The sequence below is a fragment of the Corynebacterium sp. Marseille-P8863 genome (assembly GCF_946902955.1).
GTDB lineage: Bacteria > Actinomycetota > Actinomycetes > Mycobacteriales > Mycobacteriaceae > Corynebacterium > Corynebacterium gottingense.
Map to the genome: position 1 here is coordinate 184,158 of NZ_CAMPQC010000004.1, position 24,197 is coordinate 208,354.

Consider the following 24,197-nt stretch of genomic DNA (forward strand, 5'->3'; position numbering starts at 1 on the left):
TCACCCGCTGTTCAACTTCGGCACGCAGAGCGCGCTTTACGACGTCACCCTGTAGATGTCGTAGACGCCCTCCACGTTCCGCAACTGATTCATCAGCGCGCCCAGCTGCTTCGTGTCGGACACCTCGATGGTGAACCGTACGTTAGCGATCCGGTCGTCCGAAGCCTGGGAAGACAGCGCCAAGATCGGGAGGTTCTGGTCCGTCATGACGCCGGTGAGCTCTGCGAGCAGCCCGTGGCGGTCCAGTGCCTCGACCTGGAGGGTGGCCAGCGAGGCACCGCCTGCCGTGGATTTTGTGGACCACGCGACGTCGATAAGCCGCTCCGGCTCCTCACGCAACTTGGCCGCATTGGTGCAGTCGGTGCGGTGGACCGAGACTCCCCCGCCGCGGGTGACAAAGCCGAAGATCTCATCACCTGGCACCGGTTGACAACACTTGGCCAACTTCGCCATGACGTCTGGGCTCCCCTGCACGAGGATACCGCTGGCGGACTCGCGCGGATCCCGCCGCACCAGTTCCGACATCGGGGCGCGGTCCGCGAGCGCATCGACCGCGTCCTCCTCGTTGCCAAACAGGTCGACGAACATTTTGCCCACGTGCTGCGCGGAGACGTGACCGGCTCCGATCGCGGTATACAGGGCGTCCACATCCGGGTAGTGCAGCTGCTTGGCCACCCTGCGCATCGACTCCGCCGTGAACAGGCGGTACATGGGCAGCCCTCCGCGCTGCACCTCCGCGGCCAGCGCGTCGCGCCCCGCCTCCAGGTGCTCCTCGCGGCGCTCCTTGGCAAACCACTGGCGGATCTTCGTCTTCGCTCGCGGCGAGACCACGAAGTCCTGCCAGTCCCGGCTCGGGCCGGCGTTTTGGTCCTTGGAGGTAAAGATCTCCACCCGGTCGCCGGATTCCAGTTTGGTCTCCAAGGCCACGAGTTTGCCGTTGACCTTCGCACCAATGCACCGGTGCCCCACCTCCGTGTGCACGGCGTAGGCGAAGTCGACCGGGGTGGACCCCGCTGGCAAGTTCACCACGTCGCCCTTCGGGGTGAACGCGAAGAGCTGCTGGCTGGTCAGGTCGTAGCGCAGCGAATCAAGGAACTCGTCCGGGTCAGCCGCTTCCTTCTGCCAGTCCAGAAGCTGGCGCATCCACGCCATCTCATCCACTTCGTTCTGGTTGCCCTTGTGGGAGCCCTTCGTCTCCTTGTAGCGCCAGTGCGCCGCAACCCCGTACTCGGCGTTGTAGTGCATGTCGTGGGTGCGCACCTGCACCTCGAGCGGGCGGCCCGTGTCCGTCATCACCGTAGTGTGCAGCGACTGGTAGACGCCGAAGCGCGGGTTGGAAATATAGTCCTTGAACCGTCCGGGCATGGCCGAGTACAGGGCGTGGACGACGCCGACCGCGGCATAGCAATCGTGCACCGTATCCACCAGGACGCGGATGCCCACCAGGTCGAAGATCTCGTTGAACTCGTGTCCCCGCACCACCATCTTCTGGTAAATGGACCAGTAGTGCTTCGGGCGCCCCATCACCTCGGCCTCGATACCGTTGGCTTTCAGCTCAGACTGGATCTGTTCCGTGAGCTCTTGAAGCGCCCGGTCACGCGAGGGGGCCCGATCCGCCACGAGGCGTACGATCTCCTCGTACTTCTTCGGGTACAGGATGGCAAAGGCCAGGTCCTCCAGCTCCCACTTCACCGACGCCATGCCGAGGCGGTGTGCCAACGGCGCGATGACGTCGAGCGTCTCCTTCGCCTTCTTCGCCTGCTTCTCGGGTGGGAGGAAGCGCATCGTGCGCATATTGTGCAGGCGGTCCGCCACCTTGATCACCAACACTCGCGGGTCCTTCGCCATGGCGACAATCATCTTCCGGATCGTCTCCGCTTCCGCCGCCTTACCCAGCTCCACTTTGTCCAGCTTGGTCACGCCGTCGACCAAACGGGCCACCTCCGGACCGAAGTCAGCCGTCAGGTCGTCCAGGGTGTAGTCGGTGTCCTCCACCGTATCGTGCAGGAGCGCGGCGACCACGGTGGTGGTGTCCATGCCGATCTCAGAGCAGATCGTCGCTACAGCGAGGGGGTGGGTGATGTAGGGGTCGCCGGATTTGCGGAACACGCCCTCATGCAGGCGCTCGGCGGTCCCGTAGGCGCGGTTGAGCAGCTCAACGCTGGCCTTCGGGTGGTACTTCCGGTGAATCGAAAGCAGCGGGTCCAGGACCGGATTGATCTTCGGGCGCCCGCCGCCCGTGAGCGAGCGCGCCAGCCGCGCGGAGACGCTACGCACCGTTTGACCTGAGCGCTTAGAAGTTTTCTCGTGCGACACCGGGGCCTCCCGCCAGACTTTAAACCAGACTGCACACCGAAACGAAAGTCAGTGTAAGAGTCTGATTCTAGTCGCTTCAGCGCCCTCCGTCGTCCAAAACCACCAACGGGGCGTCGCCGAGGCGCTCGCGGCCGCCGAGCCCGTCGACTTCGAGCACGACCACGTAGCCGACGACTTTGCCGCCTGCGCGCTCGATGAGGTTGGTGGCAGCCACGAGCGTGCCACCGGTGGCAAGGACATCGTCGACAAGCACGACGCGCTTCCCCTCAAGCTGCATGCCGTCTTCGGGGATCTCGAGCGCCGCGGTGCTGTACTCGGTCTGGTACTCCTGGGTGATCACCGGCGGCGGCAGCTTGCCCTGCTTGCGGATGGCCAGGATGCCAACGCCCATGTCAAAGGCGACAGCGGAGCCGAGCAGGAAACCGCGGGCATCCAAACCGCCGATGAGGTCACCGCCGAGCTGCTTGCTGGCCTCAGCCATTTCGCGGATGACGGCGTTGAGCGCGTCGGCGTCGGCAAGCACCGGGGTGAGATCTTCGAACAACACGCCCTCAGCTGGAAAGTCGGGTACGCGGCGCACCTTATCAGCGAGCGCTTCCTGCGCGGACGAATACTTGTTGTCTGTCTTAGCCATGGGCCGGGGCATCCTCGTTATCAGAGTGTTGGTACGGAGTGAATTCTGGCAGCGGGAACTATTGCTGCCCACCAGATGACGATGGTATTGCATCCTGCGGCATGATGCGCCATCGGTCCATGTTCCAGCCGATTCCCGCCAGACCGGTGTACGGCACGACGTTGCCCACACCGCGGTTCACAGCGAACGTGCGGGGCTGCGCGGCCAGCGGCACCGAAGGCAGCTGCTCCCACAGCGCGTGCTCCTGGGCGCGCAGGCTGCCCACCTGGTTGCCCTGGTTTGCTGCGGCGGGGTACTCCTTCATCGGGTCGACCGGGCGCAGCAGCGCGTCGACCTCGCCGTCGGTGACAAACTGCATACCCTGTTCGTTGGTGGCAAGGTGCGGCAGATCCGCCAGCGTTTTGCCCTCCCCCGTCACGTCCACGATGTTCACGCCGGCGGGCTCGCAACTGCGGCGCATTGCCTCGACCATCGCGGCCTGGCGGGCATTCGGGTACGGGTACGCCACGCGCACCTCCGTCCCGCTCAAAACGCTCGCTGCGTCGATATTGACGTCCATGAAGGGCGCCGCCACGTCCTCCACGCGGGAGGTGAGCGGATCGTCTTGCTGCAGCACGTGGACCGGGGCGGGCGGAACCTGCACGCCGGCGTGCTCGCTCGAAACGGCCGCCACGCCGCGAGGGTCAAGGCACCGCGACAGTGCTTGCCGGTTCTCCGGAATGGCCCAGACCCCGGTCTCAGGGAAGGTGAGCATCTCGGAGAGCTGCCCGACCACCGTGGAGATGTCGACCTGGTTGTGCTCGGCGTTCACGTCAAACCACTCCGGGTTCGGGTCGTCCAGGTCTGCGACCTTGAGCCCGCCCCCGCGGTACAGCTCGCCGCTGTCCGCGGTGCCAGGCCAGATAACGAGGTGATCGATCGCCGGCCGGTCGCCGTAGTAGTGCTCGTTGGCAATCAGGTTCACTTCTCCCTGAGCGCCGTAGCTCTCAATCACGTACGGGCCAAAAGAAACCTGAAGTTCCGGATCGAATTGCGCAAAGTCGAACCCGTGGTGCCAGATCTGCGCAATCGGGGCGAGCTGTGCGGGATCCTCGGATTGCAGCGCAGCGTTGAGCTCCTCGACGCTCTTCCCCGCTTTCCGCGCTACAGCGTGCGCGGGCAGCACGGTGCCGGCACCGAAGAGGTCCTGCCACCGGTCCCCGCGGCCCTCCTTGAACACCACGGTGAAGGTCTTACTGCCCGAGGTGCAGTCGAGGGCCTCGGTGTCGTCGAAAAGCGGAAGGTGCGACCCGAAGATCTCAGGGTGCTGTCCCGCCGTAAACGCGAGCAGGTAGTCGGTGCACGTCACCGGCGTTCCGTCGGAGAAGACGGCGTTGTCCGAGATGGTGTAGGTTACGCGGCGCTGCGGGCCTGGAAGGGGCTGCGCACTGATCAGGTCCGTGTTCGGGATCATCTCCCCGCCCGGCCCCGGCACGAACACGCCCGGGTACAGACGGCCAGACAGGCGGTGCGCCTGCGTGGACGTGCCCTCGAGGCTGCCGGCGTTGGTGGTGAGGAGCGGACCGGACACCTGGTATCCGAAATGCTGCTCGTCGAGCTTCCCGTTCGGGTCCTCATCACCGCCGCTACACGCCGTGAGCGTCCCCGCCAACAGGCAAGCTGCGCTAAGCGACGCCACCGCGCCTCGGCCCACCTGATGTGCGCGCCGTGTTCCGTCTGTTTTTCGGTGTGTTCTCCCGTGCTGTGGCACTGCGTGACTCTCCTTCTGTCTAGCGCCCCGGCCTCCAGGTCGCAGCCCCGCCCGGCGTGTCGCCGAACGAGTCCGCCCCGGTCCCCTTGCCAGCGGCGTCAGCTTCGCCGGAGGTGCGCTGGGAAATAGATCCGACGGTGCGCTTCCCATGCTCCGCCACAGTGCCCTCAAGGCCTTCAGCGCCCTCAGCACCTTCGCCGTGCTCTGCGGTGTCACCGTTGCGGAACGCCTGCACCGCCGCGTTGTGGTCGCGGAACTTCTTCCGGCGCTCGATGAAGGTCACCAGCAGCGAGGTCGCCAGGAACAGCGACGAGAACACGCCTTCAATCACACCGATGAGCTGGATGAGCGCCAGGTCGCGCAGCGTACCCACGCCGAGCATCCACACCGCCACGATCATCAGCGCGATAATCGGCAGTGCGGAAATCACGGTGGTGGAAATAGAACGCATCACGGTCTGGTTGATCGCCAGGTTCGCCTGCTCCGCGTAGGTGGACCTGCGCGAATCAAGGATTCCGGAGGTATTCTCCTTCACCTTGTCAAACACGATGACCGTGTCATAAAGAGAGAAGGTGAGCACCGTGAGCAGGCCGATGATCATCGCCGGGGTGACCTCGAGCCCGAAGAGCGCGTAGAAGCCCATAATGAGGACGGCGTCCACCACGAGCGCGGCCAGTGCGGCCAACGCCATCTCGCGCTGCAGGCGCACTGCCACGTACACGGCCGCGGCGATGACGAACACGAGCATTGCCAGCAGCATGCGCTGAGTAATCGTGTCGCCCCACGACTCGGACACGGTTGAGTCACCGATCGCGTTCGCGGTAACGTCGCCCTTCTCGTCCTTCGGCTGGTACTGCTCAAAGATTGCCTGGCGAGCCTGGTCGATCTGCTCCTGGCTCAGGTGCTCGGAATTGATCTCCAGGGTGCGCGCGTCACCAGCGCCGACGATCTGCGTCAGCTCCGGGGTCACCCCGGTGGCGTCAACAAACGTGTCCTCGACTTCCTCGGCGACGAGGTCGCCAGCGGGCATGGACATCTTCGTGCCGCCCTCAAAGTCGATACCCAGGTTGAACCCACGTGCCAGCATCGCCACGACGGCGACGACCAGCAGGCCGAGGGTGATGGAGTACCAGAGCTTCCGGCGTCCGACGAAGTCGATGGCGCCGTCCTCGGTGTGCAGCCGCTCGCGCCGGTCCATCTGAGCCGCGGGCGCGGTGTTCGCAATAGAACTCGTCATGGTTACTTCTCCTCAGAGTCGTCGCGAGTGGGGGCCAGTTGCTTATCGACGCTTCCCCCGCCGACCTCCACCACCGTCGACCCAGTCGATTCGGCGGCCTTGGTCCGAGCTGTGTCAGTGTCCTTGTCTGTGTCAGTGTCCTTCTTCCTGTTCGCAGTGGCAAACGCCTTGGACATACCGCTGACGGACGGCCTGCCCCAGAACTTACTGCGGGACGCCAGGATGAGCAGCGGCGCGGTGACCAGGAAGGTGACGAGGAGGTCGAACACCGTGGTCAGACCCATGGTGAACGCGAAGCCCTTCACGTCGCCCACAGCCAGGAAGTAGATGATCACCGCGCCGATGAGCGTGACCATGTTGCCGGTCACCACGGTCTCCTTCGCGCGGTCCCAGCCGGACGCTGTGGCGGAGCGGAACGTCTTGCCCTTGCGGACCTCATCCTTGATGCGCTCGTAGATCACCACGAAGGAGTCGGCCGTCGTACCGATACCGATGATCAGACCGGCGATGCCGGACAGGTCGAGCGAGTAGCCGATCCAGCGACCGAGCAGCACCAGGGACCCGTAGACCAGGACGCCGGAGACCGCCAGGGTGGCCAGCGAAATCAGGCCGTACAGGCGGTAGTACGCGAACACGAACAGGGCGACCAGTGCCAAGCCAACCAGGCCGGCGTACAGGCCCGCCTTGAGCGAGGCCAGGCCGAGTGACGGCGGGACGGTCAGCGCGGTGCCGCCCGGCTCGCCGTTTTCACCGGCAAAGGACAGCGGCAGCGCACCGTAGCGGAGGTTGTTGGCCAGCCCCTCGGCCTCTTCCTGCGTGAAGTCGCCGGTGATGGCGGTGGCGGAGCCGACCGGGGTCGCGCCCTGGATCTGCGGTGCGGAGATGACCTGGGAGTCCAGGGTGATGGCGATCTGCTTGCCAATCATCTCGCTGGTCAGTGCAGCCCAGGTAGAAGAGCCATTGACGTCGCCGTTCTGGCTAAACGCAAAGCTGATCTCCATCTGCGAGCTCTGCGGGTTGTAGCCGCCGGTAATCGGGCGGGCGGTGTCGATCTGCTCGCCGGTCAGGCGCGGACCGTCTTCCTCGGTCACGCCCTCCAGCAGCGGTACCTCGCCGAGGAGCAGCGGCTGGCGCGTCGAGGAATCGCAGGCGACCAGGGGGCGATCCTCTGCGTCAGTACCCGCGAGCGGGTCGACCTCCTGGGTGGCGCACTTCTGCGACAAGAGGATGAAGGACGCGAACTGCTTCGTCGGGTCGTCGGACTGGCGGGACTCGCGGAGCATCTCCGTCACCTCGGAGCGGCGGTCCGCGACCTCAACCGGCCCCTCGGGCTCGGGCAGCGGATCGGCTTCGATCTTCGGCGTATTCGGGTTTGGCTGGCCGTCCTGGCCGCCCATCGACTGGTCGAGGAGCGCTTGCGCCTCTTCCTTCGTCATCACGCCGTACTTGACCCACTGGTTTGCCATGTCCAACACTGCCGGGCCAATTGCGGCGGCATCTGGGGAGGGCATCTCCTCCACCGGGCGGAACAGCAGCTGGGAGGTCTGGCCGATGTTGCGGACCTCGGAGGTGTCGTCGCCGGCGGCGGTGATGACGATCGTGTTGCCGTCCACCACGACGGTCGCGCCGGAGACGCCCATGCCGTTGACGCGGTTCTCCAGGATACGGCGGGCGTCGTTAAGCTGCTCGCGCGTTGGCTCCTCACCCTGCGGAACGAGGGTGACTCGGGTACCGCCCTGCAGGTCAATGCCGAGCTTCGGCGATGCCGACTTGTCGCCGGTAAAGAAGACTAATGCGTACACGCCGATGACGATGAGCAAAAACAGCGCCAGGGCTTTGCCTGGCCACGTACGTTTTGATCTCAATTCGCCGGAACGCCGAGTGTTTGAGGACACTGAGCTGACTCCTCTGCTGTTCTTTGATCTTTGCTGCCCAGGGCACCCGAGACGGGTGTCCGGCACTTGCACAACGGATTATGCTACGGCATTGGGGCAAAAAATTGGTGCCCGACCCCTCCCCCGGCATCTGGGAGGCGTCGGGCTGGGTGCCAGGTGCGCTGGCTACTCGGCGTCGGCCGGCACGTCTGCCTGGGTGGAACCCTGCGGATCCACTCGCTTCATCACGCCCGCGGTTTCCATCGTGACCACGACGTTCGGGGCCAGCTCCACCCGCAGTGTCTCGCCGTTGTTCTCCACCACGGTGCAGTGGAAACCGGCGACGTTGACGATCCGGTCGCCGGGGGCAATCGAGCGTTGCATCTCCTGCATCTGGCGTTGACGCTTCTTCTGGCTGCGCATCATCAGCAGCGACGGGAGCAAGAAGATGGCCAGGACGATGAGGATGTAAACAATTTCCATGCGCCCATTGTTTCATAGGCCGCAGGTGTGCCTACGAGAGGTTGAGTTGGCCCGGTGCTTCCGGAGGCGGCGTGATGCCCAGGTGCTGCCAAGCCGCCGCCGTGGCGACGCGGCCGCGGCCCGTCCGCGCCATCAACCCAGCGCGCACGAGGTAGGGCTCGCAGACCTCCTCGACGGTCGAGGGCTCCTCGCCGACCGCGATGGCCAGGGTGTTCACACCCACCGGCCCACCACCGTGGCCACGGATGAGCGAGTCCAGCACGGCACGGTCGAGGCGGTCAAGGCCGCGCTCGTCCACGTCAAACACCGCCAGCGCCGCCTGCGCGGCCGCGAGGTCCACGTGGCCGTCGCCGTTCACATCGGCCCAGTCCCGCACGCGCCGCAGGAGGCGGTTGGCAATACGCGGCGTGCCGCGCGAGCGCGAGGCGATCTCCACCGCCGCGTCCTCGTCAATGCTCACTCCCAAAATGGAGGACGCGCGGGTGACCACCTTGGTCAGGTCCTCGGCGTCGTAGAACTCCATTTGCGCGGTAAACCCGAAGCGGTCGCGCAGCGGTCCGGTGAGCATTCCGGCGCGAGTCGTCGCGCCGACGAGGGTAAACGGCGGGATCTCCAGGGGGATCGACGTGGCGCCGGGGCCCTTGCCGACGATCACGTCAATCCGGAAATCCTCCATCGCCATATAGAGCATCTCCTCGGCCGGGCGGGCGATCCGGTGGATCTCATCAATGAAGAGGACGTCGCCCTCCATGAGGTTGGACAGCATTGCCGCCAGGTCGCCCGCGCGCTCCAGTGCAGGGCCGGAGGTCATGCGCAGCGAGGTCCCCAGTTCCTGCGCGATGATCATGGCCATCGTTGTCTTCCCCAGGCCCGGCGGGCCGGACAGCAGAATGTGGTCCGGGGTGACGTCCCTGCTGCGTGCCCCAGCGAGGACCAGGCCCAGCTGCTCACGGACCTTCGGTTGGCCGATGAACTCGCTGATGGATTTCGGGCGCAACGACTTTTCGGCGTCACGCTCTTCGGGTTGCGAAGTGGCGTCGATAAGCGAATTGCCCGGGCGCGCCATGCTATCCGGGAGGGAAAATTCAGTCTTTTCTACATCTGACATTGGGGCCTCACTTCTTGCCCAGCTGGGTCAGGGCCGCGCGCAGGAGCGCGGAGCTGGCCGCGTCCGGTTGCTCTGCCGCGACCGCGTCAACGACCGGGCGGGCACTGCGCTCCGGGAAGCCGAGTCCGACGAGCGCCTCAACGACCTGCTCCGTGGCAAACGAGGTTGTGGCGGCGGGGGCGGGTGCTTCTTGCTCGGGAGCAGCCAGGGTGGCAACTTTGTCCTTGAGTTCGAGCACGATGCGGTCCGCCATCTTCTTCCCCACGCCGGGAATCGTTTGGATGCGCTTGGCGTTTTGCTCCGCGATGTGGGTGGCCAACTCAGCGGGGCTGAAGACGGAAAGCGCGGCGAGCGCCAACTTGGGCCCGAGTCCCGTGACGCTTTGCATGCGGTGGAACATCTCTCGCGCGTCGTCGTCAGCGAAGCCGTAGAGCGTCACGCCGTCGTCTTTGACCACCATGGAGGTGAGCACGCGGCGCTGCTTACCACGGGTCAGCGCAGCCAGCGTGGGTGGGCTTGCCAAGAAGCGGTAGCCGACGCCGGCGCACTCGATGACCGCGTGGTCCAACCCGATCGAGATGACCTCGCCGTTGAGGGAATCAATCATGCCTTCTCCTTTGTCCTTGTGCGCTGCGCCTGGGCCAGCCGCTCAGCGTGCGCGCTCCGTGCGAGCAGCGGGGCCCGCCAGCAGTGGCACACCGCGATGGCCAGCGCGTCCGCCGCGTCCGCGGGCTTCGGCGGCTCCGAAAGCCCAAGGATACGGGTAATCATTACCGTCATTTGCTTTTTGTCCGCGCGTCCGTTGCCGGAAATGGCCTTCTTCACCTCGGAAGGGGTGTACATATGCACCGCGATGCCACGCTCCGCCGCTGCGAGGACGAGAACCCCGACCGCGTGGGCGGTGTGCATGACGGTGGAGACGTTGCCGCGCTCAAAAATACGTTCCATGGCGATCACGTCTGGGCGGTACTCGTCCATCCATTCCGAGACCGCGCGCGACAGGCGCAGCAGGCGCTCGGAGAGGTCCGCGTCGGACGGGGTGCGCACCACTCCTACCGAGATGGGAAAGATCTGGCGACCTCGCCCGGCCTGCACCACGGAAAGGCCGCACCGGGTCAGGCCTGGGTCAATCCCCATGACGCGGAGCCCCTCGAGCTGCATTCCAACCTCCCACGAGCAATGAACCATCTAACACAAATGTTCTACCACAGGGCGTCGATAAGCGCGAAAGCCCCGCCGGGCACCCGTACGAGTCGGGCGCGCGGCGGGGCGACGCGGCGGAGGCTAGTCGTCCAGCTGGGCGGCGACCTCGTCGGAGATGTTCATGTTGGTGTACACGTTCTGCACGTCGTCCGAATCCTCGAGCGCATCGATGAGGTTGAGCGTCTTCTTCGCGGCGGCGACGTCGGCGTCGACCTCGATGTCTGCGCGGAAGTCCTGATCCGCGCCCTCGACCTCGATGCCCTCAGCCTTGAGCGCGTCGCGCACGGCCTGCGTATCGGAGGGTTCACAGACGACCTCAAACTCCTCGCCCAGGTCGTTGACTTCCTCGGCGCCAGCGTCGAGCACAGCCATGAGCACATCGTCCTCGGTCAGCTCGCCCTTCTTCATGGTGACGATGCCGGTGCGCTTGAACATGTAAGCAACGGAGCCGGAATCGCCCATGTTGCCGCCGTTCTTGGTCATCGCGGTACGGACCTCAGTAGCCGCGCGGTTGCGGTTGTCGGTCAGGCACTCAATGAGTAGCGCGATGCCGTTCGGGCCGTAGCCCTCGTACATCACGGACTCCCAGTTCGCGCCGCCAGCTTCCTCGCCGGAGCCGCGCTTGCGGGCGCGCTCGATATTGTCGCCCGGCACCGAGGCCTTCTTGGCCTTCTTGATCATGTCATCGAGCGTTGGGTTGCCTGCAGGATCGCCGCCGCCCGTACGAGCGGCCACCTCGATGTCCTTGATCAACTTCGCCCACAGCTTGGAACGCTTCGCGTCGTTCGCAGCCTTCTTGTGCTTGGTAGTAGCCCACTTTGAGTGGCCCGACATCTGGCACCCCTTTTTCGTCGCGAGTAGATGAACTTGGCTAAGTATACGTGTCTCCCGCTCACCCCGTTCCGGGGGCCTGCTTGGGGCGCTACTTTGGTTCCGGGCGAGGATCCCGCTCGGGCACGGCGTGGGCGCCCTCGCGAAGATTGCGCGTCAGCCCCTCCTGCACCACCACGGCGACCAGGCGCCCCTGCTGGTCGAAGATGCGGCCGTGGGTCAAGGCCCGCCCGGCGTGCGCAGACGGCGAGATCTGGTCGTAGAGCAGCCACTCGTCGGCCCGGAAAGGACGCAGGAACCACACCGCGTGGTCCAGCGAGGCCAGCTGGACCTGGTGGCCGGGGTGCGCGGCGAGCGCCGAGTGCAACAGCGTCATGTCTGACATATAGGTCAGCGTGCACGCGTGGAACGTGTCCTCGTCCGGCAACCTCCGCGTCGATCGGAACCACACCACCTGTTGGCTCGTGGTGTATTGGTTCGGCGAGTACATCTCCGGCGGCACCACACGGATGTCCCACTCGTTGAGGTCGTGGCGCGACCCTGGCCCAAGGTTGGGCGCTTTCGTCTCGGCGGGCAGCTCGTCCGGCGTGGGAACCACGCGCATCTCGTCGGAGTGCTCCGGGCCTTCATCGCCGGCGCGGTGGAAGCTGGCTTGCATGGAGAAGAGCACTTCCCCGCCCTGGAGTGCCTCGACGGTGCGGGTGGCAAAACTGCGGCCGTCGCGCGGGCGGCCGACGCGGTACTCGGTTTCCGCGTTCGCGTCCCCGGGGCGCAGGAAGTAGCCGTGCAGCGAGTGCACCTTCTTGTCCACCACTGTGCGCGTGGCGGCCACGAGCGCTTGACCCGCCACGTGTCCTCCAAACGTGCGCACGAAATGGTCCGAGTGCATCGCCGCACCACGGAAGGTGTCTGGCTCGTCTCCGTCGCATCGCTCAAGATCCAGAATGCGCTGGATGTAGGTCGGGGACTCCGAAAGGTTCGAAAAAGTAGCGCTCATGTGACACGACCTTACGCATTTCGCGCGGGGGCGGGGCCCTCCAGCTCGGTCATCGTTGCGTATTCCGGCAGTGCCGCGGTACCGCCGAGGTGCAGCGCGCGCACAAGTGGACGCAGCCGCAACGCCCGCGTGTCTGACACCGCCTCGTTGTAAAAACGCAGCGCGAGGAAGACGCGGGTCTCCGCGTCACGGAGGGAGTGTGCAACCTCCGGTGCGCTCCCCGCGCACTCTTTCTGCACGCGCGTGAGCGCCACGGACAGCGCGTCCTCCCGCCGGAGACGGTGTGCAATGTCTCGCGGGTCTAGCCGCACTTCCTCCGTTGCCCGCGCCTGATCGCGCAGCGCGGGCAGTGTCGCCGCGACGACAGCGCACCGCCGGTCGAGCGCTGCCTGCAGCGCGTCACGGGTGCGGTCCACCCTCATGTGCAACCGGTCAAGCCGCTGCGCCGTGAAGTACGCCCAGGCAAGGAACGCGGTGACCGCCACCGCAGCGCACACTGCCAGCCAGGTCATCGCACCGACACCTTCTCTGCTGCCCCGGGCCCGACCGGCGCCACCGTCTCGTAGACCGCCATGATCCGATCGGCCACGGTTGCCCAGTCGTAGTCGCGGGCTCGCTGCGTGCCGCGTGCAACCAACTGCCTGCGCAGCTGTGGGTCTGTAACGAGCGTGCGGAGGCAGTCTGCGAGCGTGTCCTCGTCGCCGACGGGAAACAGCACCCCGGCGGGCTGCGTAGTATCAGCGCCGCACACGCGCGCGAATGCCTCCAAGTCGCTCGCCACCACGGCGCAGCCGGCGGCCATTGCCTCCACCAGCACGATGCCGAAGGACTCCCCGCCCGTGTTTGGCGCGACGAAAATATCCGCGCGCCCGAGGATCGCCGCCTTTTCCGCGTCGCTCACCGCGCCGACGAACCGCACCCCCGGCACCGGCCGGTGGTGCCCCGCGCCCATCACCGTCACCCGTACTGGGAGGCCAAGCTTTTCCACACCACCCAGAAAGGTCCCCAGCCCCTTCCTCGGTTCATCCAGCCTGCCTAGAAACACGATTTCCACCGCGTCCGTGTCGGCGCTGGCCTTCCACCTGTCCGCCGCTTCTCTCGCGCGGCGGAACAGGGCCGTATCCACCCCGTTCGGGATGACAATCGGGTCCGTCCCCACCTGCTCCACCTGCCAGCGCCGAGCAAGCTCGCTCACCGCGATCCCGCCGCGGATCTTCTCCAAATTTCCGCGCAGCATGGGCAGCGCGAACCGGAGCGCGTAGGAGCTGCGGGCGGACGCGTGGTAGGTCGCAACAATGGGGCCCCGCGCCAGGCGGGTCGCCACCATGGAGTAGCTGGGCGAGTTTGGTTCGTGCACGTGCAGGACGTCGAAGTTGCCGCTGCGCAGGAAATCTCGGGTCACCCGGCTCACCTGCGGACCGAAGGCGATGCGCGCCACCGAACCGTTGTAGCGCAGGGGTACCGCGGGCCCGCCGCGCCTCACCCATGGTGGCAGTGGAGTGCTCGCCGACGCCGGCCCTAGTACCCGGACGTCGTGCCCGCGGGCGCGGAAGACGCGCGCGAGATCGAGCACATGCGACTGCACCCCGCCGGGCTTGTCAAAGGAATATGGGCAAACCATGCCAATGCGCACTTACGCCTCCCCGCCCTGCGCAATCGGCTCCCGCCGCGGGTGCGCTTGCTTGCGCCACGCCGCGTCCGAGGGCCAAATGGGCTGCAGCGCATGCCAATCCCGCGGGTGCCGAGCGATGTTCGCGGCGAATACGTCCGCGACTCGCTGCGCTGCGACCGCAAGCCCCTCCCGGCCAGCGCACGGCGTCGCCTCCGGCACATCAATGCCGGTGACGCTAAACCCCCATCGCGGCAGCGACGGGTCTCGCTCGAACCACGAGTGGGCGACACACAGCGCTGCCCCCGTCTCCTGAGCAAGCTTCGCAGGCCCCGCCGGGATGGTGGTTTCCTCGCCGAAAAAGTCCACTGCGATGCCCTTCCCGGTAAGGTCGCGCTCCCCCATGAGGCAGACGATCCCGTTCCCGCGGAGGACCTCCTTCAGCCGTGCGAACGGAGGGCGCTGCCCGCCGGTGAGCGGGAGAACCTCAAAGCCGAGCTGCTCTCGAAAGCCCACGAACGCATCGAACAAGGCCTCCGGCTTGACCCGTTCGGCGACAGTGGTGAATCCCCCGTAGCGCTGCGCTAACCACATGCCGGCCATGTCCCAGTTCCCGGTGTGGGGCAGGGTGAGGATCAAGCCGTGGCCCTTGTCCAGGGAGGCGTCGATAAGCGCCCGCCCCTGTACGCCTGCATCGAGCTCGGCGAGCAGCCCGGGCTGGCCGGCAAGCTGCGGCAGGCGGAACGCCTCGTGCCAATAGCGCGCGTAGGAACGCATCGCGTCGCGCACCAGGGCGCGCGTGACGTGCTCGGGTCCGACTACGCGGCTGAGGTTGCGGCGGAGCATCTCCGGCCCCGCCCCGTTGCCGGACGCCCAATCAGCGCCCCGCGCGAACACCCGGTCCGTGACGGATTCGGGCAGCCGTCCCACGAGCTTCCAGCCGGCGAGGTACCCCGCCGTCACGGGGTCGAGTACTGCCATCTACGCCCCCGCGGGTGGTGCCAGCTTGCCGTCGGACTTGGGGTCGCGCGCCGCGTACAGCAGGCGCTGGCCCACCGTGAATACGGAGCCGACGAGGAGGACCCACAGCGACACCTCGATGGCGTGGTGCACGCCGAAGCCCTCGAGGAAAAGCCCCGCCAGGGCGATGATGAGCCGTTCGGGGCGCTCGATGAGCCCACCGACGATGCGCAGCCCGCCGGCCTCTCCGCGCGCCTTGACGTAACTAATCACCTGCGAGAGCACCAGCACGGCAAGGCAGACGGCCACATTGTACGGCTGCGCGTTGTCCACGTAGATGAGCCACATGGCGATGGCGGCGAAGAGCGCACCGTCCGTAATGCGGTCGCAGCTGGCGTCCAGCGTCGCCCCGAACGCGGTGCCCCCGCCGCGCAGTCGCGCCATCGTGCCGTCGACCATGTCGAACGCGGCGAAGAAGATAGACAGCAACGCAGCCCAAACGAGGTGGCCGGTGGGGATGAGCACAACGGAGGCGAGCACGGTCGCCGCGGTGCCCACAAGCGTAGTGACGTTTGGGGTCATCCCGACCTTGAGCAGCGCCTTGGCAACCGGTTTGACCACCACGGCAGCGGGTTTACGCCCGTGGACGCTCAGCATCGTCGCCTCCTTCCGGCGCCTCGGCGGAGTCGGTGTCGCGCTCGAGCGCCACCCAGGCGTCCGCGAGGACTGCGCGCGTCTCGCGCAGCAGCTGCGGCAGCACCTTCGTCCCGCCGATCACAGTCATAAAGTTCGAGTCTCCCGCCCACCGCGGAACCACGTGCAGGTGCAGGTGATCGCTCACCGATCCGCCCGCCGCCTTGCCCAAGTTCAGGCCCACGTTGATGGACTCCGGGTTGGACACAGACTTGAGCGTGCGGATGGCGCGCTTGGCAAACACCATGAGCTCCGCAGTTTCCGCGTCGGTCAGCGCCTCAAGCGCCGCAACCTTGCGGTACGGCACCACCATCAAGTGGCCCGCGTTATAGGGGTAGAGGTTGAGCAGCGCGTAGACGGTTTCACCACGTGCGATGATCAGCCCGTCCTCGTCGCTCCCCTTCGGGATCTCCACGAAGGGGTCCGCGCTGCGCTCCGGCATCGCTGCAATGTAGTTGGACCGGTACGGGGCCCAAAGTCGCTGCAGCCGGTCCGCGTCGCCGGCTCCCGAGTCCACGTAGTCGCGCGGGCTCGAGCTTGCCGACGCCACGTCGTCCCTACCCTCGGCGCGCTGCAATGGCTTCCTCGCTCGGCTGCGCATTGAGCTTCTCAGCAACCCAGTTGGTAATCAGCTCGACGGCCTCGTCCACCGGCACGCCGTTGACCTGGGTGCCGTCCAGGAAGCGGAAGCTGACCGCGCCGGCCTCCACGTCCCGTGCGCCAGCGAGCAGCATGAAGGGCACCTTTCCGGTGGTGTGGGTGCGGATCTTCTTCTGCATGCGGTCGTCGGAGTGGTCGACCTCAGCCCGGATCCCGGACTCGCGCAGCTTGCTCACGATGCCCTCGAGGTGGTCCGCAAACTCGTCGGCCACGGGAATGCCCACCACCTGGTGCGGTGCGAGCCAGGCGGGGAACGCACCGGCGTAGTGCTCGAGCAGCACGCCGAAGAAGCGCTCGATGGAGCCGAAGAGCGCGCGGTGGATCATCACCGGGCGGGTCTTAGCGCCGTCCGGGCCCGTGTACTCCAGGTTGAAGCGCTCCGGCAGGTTGAAGTCCAGCTGCACGGTGGACATCTGCCAGGTGCGGCCGATGGCGTCGCGCGCCTGCACGGAAATCTTCGGGCCGTAGAAGGCCGCGCCCGCCGGGTCCGGAACGAGCTCCAGGCCAGACTTCTCCGCCACGGAGCGCAGGATGTTGGTGGAGCGATCCCAGATGTCGTCGTCGCCGATGTACTTCTCCGGGTCCTTGGTGGACAACTCCAGGTAGAAGTCATCAAGGCCGTAGTCCTTGAGCAGCGAGATAATGAACTCCAGGACGCTGGTCAGCTCCTCTTCCAGCTGGTCCTCGGTGCAGTAGATGTGGGCGTCATCCTGCGTGAAGCCGCGCGCACGGGTCAGGCCGTGGACCACGCCGGACTTCTCGTAGCGGTAGACGGTGCCGAACTCGAACAGGCGCAGCGGCAGCTCGCGGTAGGAACGGCCGCGGGAGTCGAAGATGAGGTTATGCATCGGGCAGTTCATCGGCTTGACGTAGTAGTCAACGGCCTGCTTGGTCACATTGCCGTCCTCGTCGACCTCGCCGTCGAGCTGCATCGGCGGGAACATGCCGTCCGCGTACCAGTCCAGGTGGCCCGACTTCTTGAACAAGTCACCTTTGGTCACGTGCGGGGTGTTTACAAAGGAGTAGCCGGCCTTCAGGTGGCGCTGGCGCGAGTGCTCTTCCATCACCATGCGGACGATGCCGCCGTCCGGGTGGAACACCGGCAGGCCGGAGCCGACCTCGTCGGGGAAGGAGAACAGGTCCATCTCGTTGCCCAGGCGGCGGTGATCACGTTTCTCCGCCTCCTCCAGCATGGTCATATACTCGGCGAGCTTTTCCTTGGACTCCCAGGCTGTACCGTAGACGCGCTGCAGGCCGGCGTTTTTCTGGTCGCCGCGCCAGTACGCCGCAGACGAGCGGGTGAGCGCGAACGCCGGAATGTACTTGGTGGTGGGCACGTGCGGGCCGCGGCAGAGGTCAAACCACTCGACGTCGCCGGTGCGCGGGTTGACGTTGTCGTAGTGCGTCAGCTCGCCCGCCCCGACCTCGGTCGCCTCGTCCGAATTCGGGTCAACGTTGCCCTTGTCCTGGATCAGCTCGAGCTTGTAGGGCTCGTTCGCGAGCTTTTCCGACGCCACGTCAGTGGACTCGTACACTCCGCGGACAAACTTCTGGCCCTGCTTGATGATCTTCTTCATCCGCTTTTCCAGCTTCTTCAGGTCCTCCGGCGTAAAGGGCTCGGCAACGTCGAAGTCGTAGTAGAAGCCGTCATTGATCGCCGGACCGATGCCCAGCTTGGTGCCCGGGAACTCCGCCTGCACGGCCTGCGCGAGTACGTGCGCGCACGAGTGGCGGATGACGGAGCGGCCCAGCTCCGTGTTGGCGGGGACCGGCGTGAAGGTGGCGGTTTCGGACGGAACGTGCGAGAGGTCTTTGAGCTCCCCCGCCTCGTCCTGGACAACAACGATGGCGTTGTCGCCCTTGTTGGGCAGTTCTAGCTCGCGCATTGTGGCACCGACCGGGGTCCCAGCGGGGACCTCGAAGGGGGCGAACTCTACCTGTACATTCTCATCGGCCTCATCGGCTACGTCGGTTACATCGGTGGCCATTGGCGCTCCTTTGCGCGTCAAAGGGGTCCGCCATACCTGGACGCACCCCACGTGTTCGTTCCGTCCTGCGCCGGGCACAGCGGGCCCAGCACATCGTTGGTAATACTACCCCGCCGGGGTTGGTTGGACTGGGTGGGTGGGGTGCGAGTGGGCGTCGATAAGCAAACTAGCCCTGGAGCAGGCCCTGGCCCCAGTACTCGCCCGCCGCCGTGCCGCGCGGGATGTAGTAGACGGCAGAGCCGATGTGGGTGATCCACTCGTTGAGGCGGTCCGCCTCATTGAGGTGAGTGAGCAGCGGGGTGAAGCTCGCGTCCGGGTCCTGCTGGTAGGCCATGAAGATGAGGCCGACGTTGGAAAGCTCGGTGGCACCCGGCTCCGGCGGCAGGCTGTAATTGTATGGGCGGCGCAGGATTTTGGCGCCGGTGGCGCGGGCGCGGGCCATGTGCGAGTTCGGGTCGATCACCGGCAGCCCGTAGGCGTCTCGGGCCTGAAGGTCGGGCTCGGTGAACTCGTCGCCGCCGGTCAGCGGAGCACCAGTGGCTAAAGTGCGGCCGATGACCTCTTCGCGAGAGCGGCGGTCCAGCAGCTCCCAGGTGTCAAGGTGCATCGCAATCCTGCGCACCACCAGCGAGGTCCCACCCGCCAGCGGGCCTTCGTTGATCCACACCTGCTGCGCGAAATCCTCGTCGGTGCGCGGGTTCACGGTGCCGTCGACCTGGCCGAAGAGGTTGCGCGGGGTCTCGCCTTCCGGCGTCGCCCCGTGCGCGTTGACAAACCCTTGCTGCACCCAGGCGGTACGCACGTAATCTACGCCGGCGCGCGTCATGTGCCGCATCGCCCACGCGCCCATCACCGGGTCGTCGCAGCAGATCTGGAGCACCAGATCAGTCTGCCCCCACTGTGGGTCGAGCTGATCGCGAGACAGCGCGGGGATGCCGTGAAGCCATGCGGGCGCGACATGCGGCGCCGCGACCTGGAAGATCCGCGGACCAAACCCGCAGGTGATGGTGAGGTTCGCCGGCCACGTGGTGAGCTCCGGCTCGAGGCTTCCCAGCGGGTTTTGCCCCGCGGTCAGCCGCCGCGCGTCCTCCGTCCACAGGCGCATGAGCCGCACGATTGCCTTTGCGTCCACGCCTTGGTTCAAGCGGAAACCGATGAGGTTCAGGCTCGCCTGCGCGGGCTGTTGCACGCCTGCCTGGTGCGCGCCGTCGAAGGCAATGGAGGCGCTGCGCAGCGGGAGCTCCTGCGGCGCGGCGTCCGGTTGCTCCGCGCATGAGGAGAGCATGCCTATCGACGTCACACCGACCCCTCCCGCGCCCGCCGCCAAGAATCCGCGCCGAGATACCTCCATCGTCGTGCCTACCCCTTCTTGCCTAGTGACTGTCCGCGTGCTCGTGGGCGGTCATCTCGCCGCCGTCGCCGTACTCCTCGCCACCGGGCAGCATGGAGCGTACGGCCACGCCTTGGACAACGATGCCCTGCTCGCCGCCCTCCGCGTCGGACGTTTCAAAGAACACGTCCACGGTGTCACCTGCAGCGATCTCGGGCGCATACCCCATGATCATGAGGTGATCGCCGCCGGGCGCGAGCTCGTCGGACCCGCCGGCCGGAATGGTGATGCCGCCCTCCTTCTGCTGCATCGTCCCGTCGACGGTCTCATGGATCTGGTAGTCCGCCTCCCCCAGCGAGGTGGAGAACCCGGTGATGGTGATGTCGTGGTCCGAGGTGTTGTGGATGGTGCCGAAGACCGCGGTCATGTCCGAGCCCTCGGCACTATCGGCCGCCGCCTTCGCGCGCACCGTGGCGTCCTCGAGCTTGATGTCGCCCGCGCCCTGCAGCTGCGCTTCGGCATCATTCGCCGTGCTCGACTCATTCACCGCGCTCGAAGCCGCAGTCGTGCTTGGCTGCGCCGAGTCCTCCTGGTTGGAGGGGCTGCAGCCTGCAACGCCGAGGGCGGTCGCCGCGACAAGCGCGGTCGCTATTGTGCGGGTAATCTTCATCGTCTGCTTCCTATCGCTTTTCGCTTGTCGACGCCGCGTCTTCACCATTCAACGCCCGGAACTTCCGGGACTTCGCCAGCGCGGCGACGGCAGCACCAGCGCAGACGAGCACGCCGACCAGGATGCCCAGGATGGTCAACAGGCCCGAGTTGCCGCCCTCTTCGTCGGCGGCTTCAGTGCTGTCGGCGTTGTGTGCGGTGTCGGCCTCGCCCGGCTCGAAGGTGAAGCTGGACATCCCCTTCGTCGAGTGCCCGTCAGAGGAAATGATCTGATAGCCGACCGTGTACTCCCCCGGCTCGGCATTGGTTTCAACCTCGTCGGGGACGTCGATGGTGACAACGCGACCGTCGATCTCCGGCTCGCCGGTAAAGAGCACCTCGCCGTCCGATGCGCGGGAAAGCGCAACGGTGTTGAAGCCCTCCTGCGGCTGCCCCGAGAACTCCAGCGAGATGGTGTCGGGGAAAGCTTGGACGGTGGACTCGTTGTCGGGAGTGCCGCTAATCACCGAGTCATGGGCGTAGGCGGTTGGTGCTGCCAGCGCCAACGTACCGATGACAGCGGCGGTGGCTGTGATAGTGCGTTGCATAAGCTCTCCTTTTAACGTCACGCGAACGTAACGGGTTGTTTACATTCTTGGGAGAGTAGTCGCGCAGAGCTGCCATAAGGTTCCCGGCACCCCAACTTTCGGTTGATATACCCCAATGCGGGGCTAAGGATCCACAGCGTTGCATCAGAATCGTACCCGGTCTCCCCGTCTCCCTGTCTCCCCGACACTGAGGAGATGAAAAAGCACCGACACACCCTCCCCTTCAGCGGGGATGGTGCCCCAGTGCTGCACTTCGCGGTATTACCCGCGGTTTACAAGGTTTCCTGCGGGTTCAGGATGCCCAGATTGCTCTGGATCTGAGAGTTTGCACGCTCCAGATCTGCAGAGACGTTCTCTACAAAGTCGGAAACGCCCGCGATGGACATCTGGGTCACAGTGTGTCATCTCCAAATGGCGCGTATAACGCGCCCAGGTCGGTGTGTGAACGACTGGAACTCTAGGAGGTGTTCAGACCACTGATTTAGTAACGCCATGGTGAGGATCGAGTAACGCCCGGGTGAGTATCCAGTAACACCCGGGCGTTTTGGGGGTTAGGTGAGGTTAGTGGGTCAGGCGCATGTTGTCTCCTTCTAGTGTGATGATCTCGGCACCGACGGCGAACCGGTTGAGAATCGACTCAGCGATGACAGCGTCGGGGATGGACTTGCACCATTCGATGGGGGCGAACTGGGATGTCACGATGGTCGCTCCTCGGTTTTCTCGTTCCGCAATGATGGTCAACAGTTGGTGTGCGGTGGCTTCGTTGATCGGGGTGGTGAGAAAGTCATCGAGTACGAGCACATCGGTGTTGTGAATGGCCTCGAGGAATTTCATGCGTTCAGGATCCGAGTGATGCAGCACGGCAAGCTGGTTGGCCAAGGTGTCGGTGCGGAAGAACTTAGCGGAATAGTCCTTTCTGCACGCTGCGTTGAGCAGTGCTTGGGCGAGGTAGGTCTTGCCAACGGAGGATTTGCCCAGGATGACAACGTTTTTCGAATCCTGGCACCATTGGCATTGAGCAAGTCGGGCGATTTGCTCTTTGTTGATGTTGCGGCTGGGCGTGTAGACAATGTCTTCAACACAAGCATCGGGGTTTGGCGATCGTGATGCTTTGAGCAGTTTGTTGACTCGTCTTTCGTGCCTGGCCGCGACTTCTTTATCGAGCGCGTAGAGGATTTTGTCGGAGAAGCTCCACTGGTCGAATGCTTGATCCGCGGCAATGTCGATGACCGTGCGGCCGAAGGCGGTCATCCGCAGTTGTGTGAAGATGGGCAGGACTGATTCGTCTAAGAATCGTGCGGTTGTTGATGCTGGTTGTGGCGCATCCATGGGTTAGTTGTTTCCTTTCTTTGTGAGGTTTTCGATGCTGAACTGCTCCGCGCCGCCGAGGTACGCACCGCGCGTATCACGCTTGCTAGGCGCTTTTGCGGTGGTGGAGGTGGCAGCGGCATCTCGCGCGTTGGGGTGAGGCTGTGTGGTGGTGCGTACCGTGTCTTCTTTGCGCACGGCTGCCATCATGTTTTTCACGGCGGTGTAGGACACTGCCTGACGTCGGCCGTCAAGGTCGACGAGCCGTCTACAGGCCTCTTCCAAGACGGGCTTGTTGTCGTGTTTTCCCATGGAAAGCACGTTGCGGCATGAGAAGAACGCTTGTGCTTTGATTGGGCGCGCATCCATAAGCTCAGCGATGACCCGGCGGGTGTGCGGTCCTACCCGGGCAGCTTCGCGCAGGAAGTATTCACAGGTCCAAAGTCCATGGGTGTTGGCCATCTGCGGCGGGATGTGGTCGGTATCGGTGACGAAGGCGCCGTGTTGGTGCCCAAGCGTATGTACTGCTTGCCGCTCGCCGGCATCGAAGACCGTAAGCGTGTTGCCGGTGATGCGTACATCAACAGTGCGGCCGACAAGTGTGTAGGGCACGGAGTAATGCACGCTGGCGACGGTGATATGGAAGTCGGGAGCGACTTTGGCCCGCTTCCATTCCGTGCGCTGCCACCGCTGTTTGGGAAGGTCAGTGAGCAACTCTGCTTCAAACTCTTCAAACAGCTGCCGCCGACTGGTGGTGTTGCCACGAAACGGGGTGTGCGCATTGATCGCGTCAACTCGTTTGAGTATGCGACTGTTGAGCTCATCAAGGCTGACGCACTGATGATCGTCAAGAGCATGGATGACCTGTTGGGTAACGATTTTGACCGCTGCCTCAACATTGGCCTTGTCTTTCGGCCGTCTCGCCCGCGCTGGCAGCGCAGCGGTGTTGTAGTGCTCCAGAAACTCCTCGTACGTGGTGTTGACACGACGATTGCGATCAGCGGCGCTGATCGCGTTCGATGCCGTCGAGGCGTTATCCGGGACGATGACCTCTGCCACCCCGCCGAAGTACTCAAACGCCTGCATATGCGCGTCCAGCCACGCTTGTTGTCGTTCGTTGTTACACGCACAAGCAAACAGCATCCCGGAATACGGCAGCGAGGCGACAAACACACTGAGCTTGCTTGGACGTCCCCCGGTGGGGTCGAACAAGCGCATCTTCGTTCCTGCCCAGTCCACCTGCATAGTGTGAGCTGGTGCGTGCACGATCCGGGCGGTTACCCCGGTGGCATCAACATGCTGCGCCACAAGCTGGCGAAACCGCTCGTAGCTGTAGTACCGCTGCCCCGGCAGCGCTGGCGTTGAGGTGTACTTGCCCCACAGGACCTGCAGCGTGGTCTTATGTCTTCCGGTCCGTGCTTTCACCACGGAATCGAAATCGATCGGGACGAACACACCCTGACCTGTGGATCTTCCGTCATGAAACAGCACAGCTACGGCTTCATCATTAAGCCCAGCAATCTGGGCCGTGGTCGTGATCTGCTCTGCTTGCAGCATCTTACGAACTTTTTGCACGGTGGAATGCGAGCATCCCATCGCCGCTGTGATCTGGCGAACGGACCAACCTTTGAGCACAAGGTCCATCACCGCCCTGTAGTCAGTCACAATCGGACTCCTTTGGCAATGCCGCGTGCCCTGAAGTCACGCGGTCACCAAAGAGCTTCCCCCGAAAACTGCAGTGTTACTCGATACTCACCATCGCGTTACCCGATACTCACCACGGTGTTACTAAATGCACGCGCGCAACAGTGTGTGAACGACTGGAACTCTAGGTGAAGCGTCCTGGGTTTAGTTCCTACCTCTGCTAAGGAAGGATTGGCACTATGCCCAGAAAGTATTCCGCCGAATTCAAGGAGAAGGCGATCCATCAAGTCCTAGAGATGGTCCGTCTGGAATCCTG

23 protein-coding genes are annotated in these 24,197 nt (G+C 64.8%); all 23 read right to left on the reverse strand.

Annotated features, from left to right (window positions below):
- Nucleotides 1–36 precede the first annotated feature (36 nt).
- Nucleotides 37–2,316, reverse strand: a complete 2,280-nt coding sequence (locus tag OVO38_RS04800; protein WP_095555595.1) for a RelA/SpoT family protein — start codon at nucleotides 2,314–2,316, stop codon at nucleotides 37–39.
- A gap of 76 nt (nucleotides 2,317–2,392) precedes the next feature.
- A complete protein-coding gene (locus tag OVO38_RS04805; protein WP_095545803.1) occupies nucleotides 2,393–2,950 on the reverse strand; it encodes an adenine phosphoribosyltransferase in 558 nt (185 codons plus the stop codon).
- Between the two features lie 58 nt (nucleotides 2,951–3,008).
- On the reverse strand, nucleotides 3,009–4,628 hold the full coding sequence (locus OVO38_RS04810; RefSeq protein ID WP_267207874.1) for an ABC transporter substrate-binding protein: 1,620 nt from the start codon (nucleotides 4,626–4,628) through the stop codon (nucleotides 3,009–3,011).
- Nucleotides 4,629–4,719: 91 nt separating this feature from the next.
- Nucleotides 4,720–5,937 carry a protein translocase subunit SecF gene (gene secF, locus OVO38_RS04815; RefSeq protein WP_267207875.1) on the reverse strand — a complete coding sequence of 406 codons (1,218 nt, stop codon included), beginning with the start codon at nucleotides 5,935–5,937 and terminating at the stop codon, nucleotides 4,720–4,722.
- A gap of 2 nt (nucleotides 5,938–5,939) precedes the next feature.
- Nucleotides 5,940–7,832 carry a protein translocase subunit SecD gene (secD, locus tag OVO38_RS04820; RefSeq protein ID WP_267207876.1) on the reverse strand — a complete coding sequence of 631 codons (1,893 nt, stop codon included), beginning with the start codon at nucleotides 7,830–7,832 and terminating at the stop codon, nucleotides 5,940–5,942.
- Between the two features lie 165 nt (nucleotides 7,833–7,997).
- Nucleotides 7,998–8,294: a preprotein translocase subunit YajC gene (gene yajC / locus OVO38_RS04825; protein ID WP_095555591.1), complete on the reverse strand. Its 297-nt coding sequence runs from the start codon at nucleotides 8,292–8,294 to the stop codon at nucleotides 7,998–8,000.
- Between the two features lie 31 nt (nucleotides 8,295–8,325).
- Nucleotides 8,326–9,402 (reverse strand): Holliday junction branch migration DNA helicase RuvB, encoded by a 1,077-nt coding sequence (ruvB, locus tag OVO38_RS04830; RefSeq protein ID WP_095553760.1) that lies wholly within the window; start codon nucleotides 9,400–9,402, stop codon nucleotides 8,326–8,328.
- 7 nt (nucleotides 9,403–9,409) lie between these two features.
- On the reverse strand, nucleotides 9,410–10,009 hold the full coding sequence (ruvA, locus tag OVO38_RS04835) for a Holliday junction branch migration protein RuvA (protein ID WP_095555589.1): 600 nt from the start codon (nucleotides 10,007–10,009) through the stop codon (nucleotides 9,410–9,412).
- Nucleotides 10,006–10,563: a crossover junction endodeoxyribonuclease RuvC gene (ruvC, locus tag OVO38_RS04840; protein ID WP_095548135.1), complete on the reverse strand. Its 558-nt coding sequence runs from the start codon at nucleotides 10,561–10,563 to the stop codon at nucleotides 10,006–10,008. The genes ruvA and ruvC overlap by 4 nt, the downstream gene beginning before the upstream one ends.
- A 123-nt stretch (nucleotides 10,564–10,686) precedes the next feature.
- Complete coding sequence (locus tag OVO38_RS04845; RefSeq protein ID WP_095276283.1) at nucleotides 10,687–11,439, reverse strand: YebC/PmpR family DNA-binding transcriptional regulator; 753 nt, start codon at nucleotides 11,437–11,439, stop codon at nucleotides 10,687–10,689.
- Between the two features lie 88 nt (nucleotides 11,440–11,527).
- The gene (locus OVO38_RS04850; RefSeq protein ID WP_267207877.1) at nucleotides 11,528–12,433 is read right to left on the reverse strand and encodes an acyl-CoA thioesterase; all 906 of its coding nucleotides are present in this window, start codon (nucleotides 12,431–12,433) and stop codon (nucleotides 11,528–11,530) included.
- Between the two features lie 11 nt (nucleotides 12,434–12,444).
- Entirely contained in the window at nucleotides 12,445–12,945 is a 501-nt protein-coding gene (locus tag OVO38_RS04855) for a hypothetical protein (protein ID WP_095276279.1), read from the reverse strand.
- Nucleotides 12,942–14,054, reverse strand: a complete 1,113-nt coding sequence (locus tag OVO38_RS04860; RefSeq protein WP_416358572.1) for a glycosyltransferase family 4 protein — start codon at nucleotides 14,052–14,054, stop codon at nucleotides 12,942–12,944. Before OVO38_RS04860 ends, OVO38_RS04855 begins: the two co-directional genes overlap by 4 nt.
- Nucleotides 14,055–14,066: 12 nt before the next feature.
- On the reverse strand, nucleotides 14,067–15,023 hold the full coding sequence (locus OVO38_RS04865; protein WP_095555586.1) for a phosphatidylinositol mannoside acyltransferase: 957 nt from the start codon (nucleotides 15,021–15,023) through the stop codon (nucleotides 14,067–14,069).
- The gene (gene pgsA, locus OVO38_RS04870) at nucleotides 15,024–15,659 is read right to left on the reverse strand and encodes a phosphatidylinositol phosphate synthase (protein ID WP_095276271.1); all 636 of its coding nucleotides are present in this window, start codon (nucleotides 15,657–15,659) and stop codon (nucleotides 15,024–15,026) included.
- On the reverse strand, nucleotides 15,637–16,272 hold the full coding sequence (locus tag OVO38_RS04875; RefSeq protein WP_240510632.1) for an HIT family protein: 636 nt from the start codon (nucleotides 16,270–16,272) through the stop codon (nucleotides 15,637–15,639). Before OVO38_RS04875 ends, pgsA begins: the two co-directional genes overlap by 23 nt.
- Complete coding sequence (gene thrS / locus OVO38_RS04880; RefSeq protein WP_267207878.1) at nucleotides 16,253–18,343, reverse strand: threonine--tRNA ligase; 2,091 nt, start codon at nucleotides 18,341–18,343, stop codon at nucleotides 16,253–16,255. The genes OVO38_RS04875 and thrS overlap by 20 nt, the downstream gene beginning before the upstream one ends.
- Nucleotides 18,344–18,509: 166 nt before the next feature.
- Nucleotides 18,510–19,694: a Dyp-type peroxidase gene (locus OVO38_RS04885; RefSeq protein ID WP_267207879.1), complete on the reverse strand. Its 1,185-nt coding sequence runs from the start codon at nucleotides 19,692–19,694 to the stop codon at nucleotides 18,510–18,512.
- A gap of 22 nt (nucleotides 19,695–19,716) precedes the next feature.
- A complete protein-coding gene (locus tag OVO38_RS04890) occupies nucleotides 19,717–20,343 on the reverse strand; it encodes a copper chaperone PCu(A)C (RefSeq protein ID WP_095555584.1) in 627 nt (208 codons plus the stop codon).
- A gap of 10 nt (nucleotides 20,344–20,353) precedes the next feature.
- The gene (locus OVO38_RS04895; RefSeq protein WP_095555583.1) at nucleotides 20,354–20,929 is read right to left on the reverse strand and encodes a copper resistance CopC family protein; all 576 of its coding nucleotides are present in this window, start codon (nucleotides 20,927–20,929) and stop codon (nucleotides 20,354–20,356) included.
- Between the two features lie 272 nt (nucleotides 20,930–21,201).
- Complete coding sequence (locus OVO38_RS04900) at nucleotides 21,202–21,324, reverse strand: hypothetical protein (protein ID WP_267207880.1); 123 nt, start codon at nucleotides 21,322–21,324, stop codon at nucleotides 21,202–21,204.
- Between the two features lie 166 nt (nucleotides 21,325–21,490).
- Nucleotides 21,491–22,258 carry an ATP-binding protein gene (locus OVO38_RS04905; protein WP_267207881.1) on the reverse strand — a complete coding sequence of 256 codons (768 nt, stop codon included), beginning with the start codon at nucleotides 22,256–22,258 and terminating at the stop codon, nucleotides 21,491–21,493.
- 3 nt (nucleotides 22,259–22,261) lie between these two features.
- Nucleotides 22,262–23,902, reverse strand: a complete 1,641-nt coding sequence (gene istA, locus OVO38_RS04910; protein WP_267207882.1) for an IS21 family transposase — start codon at nucleotides 23,900–23,902, stop codon at nucleotides 22,262–22,264.
- Between the last annotated feature and the right edge of the window lie 295 nt (nucleotides 23,903–24,197).

What these genes read in the sequence shown, in the direction of transcription:
- OVO38_RS04805 (WP_095545803.1), bottom strand. Translation starts at nt 2,950, where the DNA reads ATGGCTAAGACAGACAACAAGTATTCGTCCGCGCAGGAAGCGCTCGCT.
- secF (WP_267207875.1), bottom strand. Translation starts at nt 5,937, where the DNA reads ATGACGAGTTCTATTGCGAACACCGCGCCCGCGGCTCAGATGGACCGG.
- yajC (WP_095555591.1), bottom strand. Translation starts at nt 8,294, where the DNA reads ATGGAAATTGTTTACATCCTCATCGTCCTGGCCATCTTCTTGCTCCCG.
- ruvB (WP_095553760.1), bottom strand. Translation starts at nt 9,402, where the DNA reads ATGTCAGATGTAGAAAAGACTGAATTTTCCCTCCCGGATAGCATGGCG.
- ruvA (WP_095555589.1), bottom strand. Translation starts at nt 10,009, where the DNA reads ATGATTGATTCCCTCAACGGCGAGGTCATCTCGATCGGGTTGGACCAC.
- ruvC (WP_095548135.1), bottom strand. Translation starts at nt 10,563, where the DNA reads ATGCAGCTCGAGGGGCTCCGCGTCATGGGGATTGACCCAGGCCTGACC.
- OVO38_RS04845 (WP_095276283.1), bottom strand. Translation starts at nt 11,439, where the DNA reads ATGTCGGGCCACTCAAAGTGGGCTACTACCAAGCACAAGAAGGCTGCG.
- OVO38_RS04850 (WP_267207877.1), bottom strand. Translation starts at nt 12,433, where the DNA reads ATGAGCGCTACTTTTTCGAACCTTTCGGAGTCCCCGACCTACATCCAG.
- OVO38_RS04855 (WP_095276279.1), bottom strand. Translation starts at nt 12,945, where the DNA reads ATGACCTGGCTGGCAGTGTGCGCTGCGGTGGCGGTCACCGCGTTCCTT.
- OVO38_RS04860 (WP_416358572.1), bottom strand. Translation starts at nt 14,054, where the DNA reads ATGGTTTGCCCATATTCCTTTGACAAGCCCGGCGGGGTGCAGTCGCAT.
- OVO38_RS04865 (WP_095555586.1), bottom strand. Translation starts at nt 15,023, where the DNA reads ATGGCAGTACTCGACCCCGTGACGGCGGGGTACCTCGCCGGCTGGAAG.
- pgsA (WP_095276271.1), bottom strand. Translation starts at nt 15,659, where the DNA reads ATGCTGAGCGTCCACGGGCGTAAACCCGCTGCCGTGGTGGTCAAACCG.
- thrS (WP_267207878.1), bottom strand. Translation starts at nt 18,343, where the DNA reads ATGGCCACCGATGTAACCGACGTAGCCGATGAGGCCGATGAGAATGTA.
- OVO38_RS04885 (WP_267207879.1), bottom strand. Translation starts at nt 19,694, where the DNA reads ATGGAGGTATCTCGGCGCGGATTCTTGGCGGCGGGCGCGGGAGGGGTC.
- OVO38_RS04890 (WP_095555584.1), bottom strand. Translation starts at nt 20,343, where the DNA reads ATGAAGATTACCCGCACAATAGCGACCGCGCTTGTCGCGGCGACCGCC.
- OVO38_RS04895 (WP_095555583.1), bottom strand. Translation starts at nt 20,929, where the DNA reads ATGCAACGCACTATCACAGCCACCGCCGCTGTCATCGGTACGTTGGCG.
- OVO38_RS04905 (WP_267207881.1), bottom strand. Translation starts at nt 22,258, where the DNA reads ATGGATGCGCCACAACCAGCATCAACAACCGCACGATTCTTAGACGAA.